General features: G+C 64.4%; 6 protein-coding genes. 3 read left to right on the top strand and 3 right to left on the bottom strand.

Features of this window, described 5'->3' with window-relative positions:
* Both RUMESO_RS23755 and RUMESO_RS02240 read right to left on the bottom strand, forming a co-directional pair.
* Positions 1-184 (bottom strand): transposase (locus RUMESO_RS23755; RefSeq protein ID WP_037281902.1); only part of this gene is annotated, 184 nt, incomplete at its 3' end.
* Between the two features lie 71 nt (positions 185-255).
* On the bottom strand, positions 256-894 hold the full coding sequence (locus RUMESO_RS02240; protein WP_037277780.1) for a crotonase/enoyl-CoA hydratase family protein: 639 nt from the start codon (positions 892-894) through the stop codon (positions 256-258).
* A gap of 78 nt (positions 895-972) precedes the next feature.
* Here RUMESO_RS02240 and RUMESO_RS02235 point away from each other — a divergent pair, with 78 nt between their 5' ends.
* The 3 genes from RUMESO_RS02235 (at position 973) to RUMESO_RS02225 (ending at position 2,681) form a co-directional block, all read left to right on the top strand.
* Positions 973-1,560 (top strand): TetR/AcrR family transcriptional regulator, encoded by a 588-nt coding sequence (locus RUMESO_RS02235; protein ID WP_037277773.1) that lies wholly within the window; start codon positions 973-975, stop codon positions 1,558-1,560.
* Between the two features lie 80 nt (positions 1,561-1,640).
* Complete coding sequence (locus tag RUMESO_RS02230; RefSeq protein ID WP_051520933.1) at positions 1,641-2,036, top strand: nuclear transport factor 2 family protein; 396 nt, start codon at positions 1,641-1,643, stop codon at positions 2,034-2,036.
* Between the two features lie 219 nt (positions 2,037-2,255).
* Positions 2,256-2,681, top strand: coding sequence for a hypothetical protein (locus tag RUMESO_RS02225; RefSeq protein ID WP_051520932.1), 426 nt, complete (start codon positions 2,256-2,258; stop codon positions 2,679-2,681).
* Positions 2,682-3,436: 755 nt separating this feature from the next.
* On the opposite strand, the gene RUMESO_RS25590 is transcribed toward RUMESO_RS02225, so the two are convergent.
* A partial coding sequence (locus tag RUMESO_RS25590; protein WP_037277770.1) for a hypothetical protein occupies positions 3,437-3,669 on the bottom strand: 233 nt, incomplete at its 5' end.

Raw genomic sequence — 3,669 nt, 5'->3', positions numbered from 1 at the left:
CAGCTCCCCCCTCCAGCATCAGGCGTCGCCAACGATAGAGCAGGTTCGGAGCCACGCCATTGCGGCGCGCCACCACCGAGATGCTGGATCGCTCGTCTAGGGTCTCTTCGACGATCCGCAGCTTCTCGGCGCCACTCCAGCGACGGCGACGGCCACCGTCGGTGATGATCTCAACGTCAGACATAAGCACGTGCTTAGGGCTGTCCCTAAGCCTCCATGGTCATGCCCAGGTGTCCGGTCAAAATGGGGGCCAGTTCAGCTGGCGACCACGAGAGGGGAGTGACGCAGGATCTGATGTGCCTTGCCCAAGGCCGACGCCATCAGCTGGTCATGGGGAACGACGGCGTTGACGAGCCCCATGTCCAGCGCCCGCGCCGGTGAGAATGGGTCACCCGTAAGTAGAAGCTCCAGCGCCCGTTTGCGCCCCGCCAAGCGTGGCAAGCGCTGGGTCCCACCAAAGGTGGGCGGGATGCCGATGGCGATCTCCGGCTTGGCAAACATTGCCCGGTCGCTGGCCACGGCGAGATGCACGGCCTCGGTGATCTCGCAGCCACCACCATAGGCAAGCCCGTTGACGGCCGCGATGACCGGCTTTGGGTAGGCCTCAAGCCGGGCCGTCATGGCTTGGCCGCGCTTCACGAACTCCCGAACGGCAACGTCGACCCCAAGACCGATGCTGACCGCGAACTCGGGAATGTCCCCTCCCGCGGAGAAGGCACGCTCCCCTGCCCCGGTCAGGATGACGGCCCGGACACCGGGATCGGCCTCGCACCGGTCAAGAAAGCCCATCAACTTATCAATAAGTTCATAGCTCAGGGCGTTAAGCTTCTCGGGGCGGTTCAGGGTGAGAACGGCGACGTCGTCGGCAATCTCGATCAGCACGGTGTCTGGCATGGCATCATCTCCGCAGATGCCAGCCACGCTGAGGCACATCACGCTGGGCGTATACTCACTACCCGGTATACCTGTCGCATGCCGAAGATCCCCGTCGACACCCGCGAGCGCATTCTCAGGACAGCTGCGAAGCTGTTCTACGGCAAGGGCATCCGGAGCACCGGGGTGGATGCCATCGCCGAGAAGGCCGGCGTCACCAAGCGGACGCTCTACTATCACTTCCGCAGCAAGGACGACCTGATCGCGGCCTATCTGGAGGCGCGCGATCATCCGAACCGGATCCTGTTCGCCAAATGGTTCGCGGACGCCGAAGGGACCCTGCCCGACAAGGTCCGGGCTCTGTTTACGCACCTCGAGGCCGCGGCTCGCCACCCCAGGTGGAACGGGTGCGGCTTTCTGAAGACCGCGGCCGAACTGGCCGCCCTGCCGGGCCACCCGGCCATCAAGGTGGCCGCAAGACACAAGGCTGGCGTCGAGGCCTGGCTGGCTGAAACCCTCGCCTCCAAGGGCGTGCACGATGCCAGAGGGCTCGCCCGGCAGATCGTCATCCTCATGGACGGGGCTTTCTCGTCTATGTTGGTCCACCGTGATCCGGGCTACTTCGAGGCAGCAGGTCGAGCTGCGGCCAGCCTTGTCGGCTCACAGCAAGTCGGGATGGGCGACTAGCTCGCCATGCCGCCATCATTAGGACCAGAACGCGTATTGATGACATTCTAAATGACTCTCCGTGGTCAGGAGTGTCCGACGTGAACGAAGGTCAAACCTATGCCGCACGCTGGATCGAAGCGTGGAACAGCCTGGAACTGGACCGAGCACTGGAGCTGTGGGCCGACGATGTCGAGTTCTGGAGCCCACTTGCTGCCGAGATCACGGGAGCGCCGGTGCTCTACGGAAAGGCAGCCGTAGCCGAGTACTGGGGCAGAGCCCTGGCTCAGGCAGACCACCTCCATTTTGAGCTCGAACGGGCACTCTGGGACCCGGAAGCCCGCACGGTGACGATCGTCTACCGTCGCGAGCGTGGCGACGACGTCCGCCTCGCGGCCGAGGTCATTCGCCTGAATAGCGACGGTCTCGGCGTACATGGAATTGCCTTCCACGGCCCGGCGTTGCAGTCGCCAGCCGGAACTCAGTTCAAGGACTGATTCCGATCCAAGCTACGACAGCGTAGGCCAGCACCACTGCAGTGAAGTAGTTGTTTGGCATCAGACGTCCGCGGGGCTGAACGGCGATATTGACCCCCCGTCACCTGCGGGTGTTTCCTCGTCCCGAAGCGCGGGTGCTGGCTGCACCTTGATCTCCGGGGCCCTTGGGACAGCGGCCCCAATTTTCATCGTTTTACGCATGCACTCGGGGAGCACATCATGCGCAACATCGCCTTTGTCTTCTTCCTGGCCGCCGTCCTCTGCGTGACGTGCGGCATGGTTCTGGGCCTCTACATGGCCGCGAGCGAGAACCACATCCTGGTAGGCGCGCACGCCCACCTTAACCTCGCGGGCTGGGCCTCCTTGGCGCTCTTCGGGCTTTACTACAACGCCACGCCGCAGGCCGCACAGGGCTGGCTGCCGCGCGTGCATGCCGTGGTCGCCATCCTGGGTGTTCTCATCATGGTCCCGGGCATCGCCATCGCCTCCACCGGCGGCACCCCGGGGATGGCCATCGTGGGCTCGCTCCTGGTCTTCGCCTCCATGATGATCTTCCTTGTCACGGTGATCCGCTTCGGGCTCGGGGCGGCTCCGGCGGGCTCCCGTCAGGCCGGATCGGGCGTGGCCTTCACGCCGGCGGAGTGAGCCTACGCCCTTAGGTGGCAGCGACGTCTTGAGCCGTCGGGCGAAAGTCGTCGCAAGCATTGGCAGTTCCGGGAGAGCCGCATGAGCACTGCTTAGAGCATGGCGGACGGACAGGTTGTGCCGGGCCAGGAGCACCCGCCAGTACCGACGTCCTCGGGGCAGGATCGCAGGCCGCCAGACGACACTCTGGCGACCTTGCTCTACGGGCACTGACTGCCCTGGTCGGTCCTGCACGACCGCTACGGCCCACTCCTAAAGCCTTCACGTCCCACGGTCGTGGCGAGCCGCCTCCAGTCCACACTGCGCCTGGGCTTCTTGATCCGCGCGTTCCGGTCCCGCGTTGGTGCTTCAGGGATGAGGGTCGTGGAGGGCAAGCCCATCCCCCACAACAGGCTCGACGCGTTCGGCTCCAATACGAAGGCCATGACGACCTTCCTGCGGCGGACGAACGACGCGCTCCCCCCTACTGCAACCTCGGATGTAGTTCGAGGAGAAGTGCGCCAAGTGTCCCACACTGGACGTCGGCCTCATGCCCGAAAGGACCTGACGGTGTTCGCTCGGGCAGCCATCATCCAGCTGCGGCGCAGTCTTCGGTCGCATGGGGTGCTGGAGCACTGGGCCCCCTGCCACTGTCCGTGTCGGACAGGGCAGAGGAAAGCCAGGGGTAAAGAGGTGAGTCTGAGAAAAGGAACCGAAAAACAGATCTTCGAAAGGATCGGGTCGCACACCAAGCGCTAAGTGGTTCATCCGGCAAGTCAGGCTGCTTTTGGCGGCAGAGCGATCCCGGGCTGGCGTCGTGGCTGGTGCCGGCGCCGCCGGCCCCAGACGAACGGATGCCGGTGATCGTTCCAGTAGACTGTTGCCCGCTCCACCGCTTGCGCGATCTCCTCCCAGCTTTCAAACCGCCGGCCCTTCAGCGCCAGGGAGCGCAGCACCTTCCACCACGGCTCGATCAGGTTGAGGTAGGCTGCGTACTTCGGCTGGAAAA

The organism is Rubellimicrobium mesophilum DSM 19309, from assembly GCF_000600335.2.
Taxonomy (GTDB): Bacteria; Pseudomonadota; Alphaproteobacteria; order Rhodobacterales; family Rhodobacteraceae; genus Rubellimicrobium; species Rubellimicrobium mesophilum.
The sequence above is the reverse complement of the archived record's forward strand: the minus strand, read 5'-3'. Positions and strand labels throughout refer to the sequence as shown.

What these genes read in the sequence shown, in the direction of transcription:
- RUMESO_RS02240 (WP_037277780.1), bottom strand. Translation starts at nt 894, where the DNA reads ATGCCAGACACCGTGCTGATCGAGATTGCCGACGACGTCGCCGTTCTC.
- RUMESO_RS02235 (WP_037277773.1), top strand. Translation starts at nt 973, where the DNA reads ATGCCGAAGATCCCCGTCGACACCCGCGAGCGCATTCTCAGGACAGCT.
- RUMESO_RS02225 (WP_051520932.1), top strand. Translation starts at nt 2,256, where the DNA reads ATGCGCAACATCGCCTTTGTCTTCTTCCTGGCCGCCGTCCTCTGCGTG.